Source organism: Streptomyces sp. MBT65 (assembly GCF_016612545.1).
Lineage (GTDB): Bacteria > Actinomycetota > Actinomycetes > Streptomycetales > Streptomycetaceae > Streptomyces.
Genome location: NZ_JAENRY010000597.1, coordinates 1 through 1681 on the forward strand (window position 1 = coordinate 1; position 1681 = coordinate 1681).

A 1681-nucleotide genomic window follows, 5' to 3' on the forward strand; every position below is an offset into this window, starting at 1 on the left:
GCTTCCCTCCCATCCCGAGAAGCCCTCCGCCTCCGCGTCCGCTGGGTGCACGAGCTACAGGTCCGCCTCGTACGGGAGGCCGCAGGGCGGTTGGGCCAGACCCCGGACCGCGTAGGACTGCTGCACTGGCCGGAGTTGGCCGCCGTGCTCGACGGCGAACCCCTCCCCGCCGATCTCCACGCGCGCGTGCCACAGGCCGAGTCGCCGCCGTTGCCGGACGCCTTCCGACTGGCGGACGGCGCGGTGGTCGCCGAGCGCACCGAGGGCGGCGGCGAGGGCGAAGGCCGGGGCGTGTCCGGCGGGCGGGCCGTCGGGACGGTCTGGGACGGGACCGGGCCGCGCCCCGCCGACGCCGTGCTCGTCGTGCGCACCCTCGACCCCGCCCTGGCCCCGCTCCTGCCCGAACTCACCGCGCTGGTCGCCCAGACCGGCAGCCCGCTGTCCCATCTCGCGGTGCTGGCACGGGAGTTCGGCCTGCCCGCCGTGGTCGGTGCGGCGGACGCGGTACGGCGCTTCCCGCCCGGGTCGCCCGTCACCGTCGACGGCACCACCGGCGACGTACGGACGGGAGACCTTCGATGAGACGGATCGCGTACGTCTTCGGGAGCCTGGCCGCCGCCGGGGCGGGCACGTATCTCGTCGTCTACCTGTACCGCTGGCAGTGGCAGCGCGCCATCCTCTGCGGGATCCTGCTGCTGGTCGTCGAGGTGATGCTGCTCGGCATCGTGCTGCTGGCCCGGCTCACCCGGATCGAGGAGCGGGTGAAGGAAAGTGCCGCAGGGCAACGGGAGTTGACGGCACGCCAGGAGGACGTGCTGGCCCGGCTGCGGCAGGCGTCCGTCGAGCGGGAGGGCGCCCGCTTCCGCTGGCTGGAGGACACCGGCGACCGGACATACGTCTTCGTGCCCGTCCTCATGGTCACCGGGGTACTGCTGTCCGGGCTGGCCTGGGTGGTGCAGCGGATCGCCGCCGCGACCGGGCGGCCGGCCGAACGGCGGCTCGCGGGACGCCTCGCCGTCCTCGCCGCCCCCGGGCCGGGCGCGGTGGGCGAGTTGGAGGACCGGCCCGCGCCGGGTCGGCGCTCCAAGGGCCGCGCCGTCCGGGTGGCCGTCGTCGGTGTCGTCGGGGCCGCACTGCTCACCGCGCTCGTCGTGGGGCTAGCCGATCTCACCCAGACCCGGGAGCAAGCGGCAAGCAGCTCCGAGGCGACCTCGGTCCTGGTCCAAGTGGACGTACGGGGCTCGGACATGACGGCCGAACGGCAGGCGCTCGCCGCGCAACAGGTGTGGGAGCGCTGCCGGGACTCCACCTCGGTACCGCTGAACCACGCCACGCTCGGCAGCCTCGGCGACGGCATGTTCGCCGGGGTCGTACGGCCCGCGCTCGCCGAACACGACCGTATGCGGCTGCGCGGCTGCCTGGAGGACGCGGCCCTCGACCGCGCGCACCTCACGGTGATGGGCATGGGCGACACGGACGCGGACGACGACTGAGACGGCGACCGGGTGGAGCACACGGAACACGGCGGACGCCGGCGAGCGGGCCACGCCCCGCCGCACCACACGATCCGGACGTACGATGCCAAGGCGCCCCCGTCCCCTAGCACCCCGGGTCGCCCATGGCTGCCGTTGCCCCGCCCTCGCCCCAACTCGCCCCGCCCGCACGACGATTGCCCACACGC

General features: G+C 74.8%; 2 protein-coding genes. Both read left to right on the forward strand.

The features are described from left to right. Positions 1 to 582 (forward strand): PEP-utilizing enzyme (locus JHN63_RS50810; RefSeq protein ID WP_267953882.1); only part of this gene is annotated, 582 nt, incomplete at its 5' end. Then, positions 579 to 1493, forward strand: a complete 915-nt coding sequence (locus JHN63_RS50815) for a hypothetical protein (RefSeq protein ID WP_200691902.1) — start codon at positions 579 to 581, stop codon at positions 1491 to 1493. The genes JHN63_RS50810 and JHN63_RS50815, both read left to right, overlap by 4 nt. The last annotated feature ends 188 nt before the right edge of the window (positions 1494 to 1681 follow it).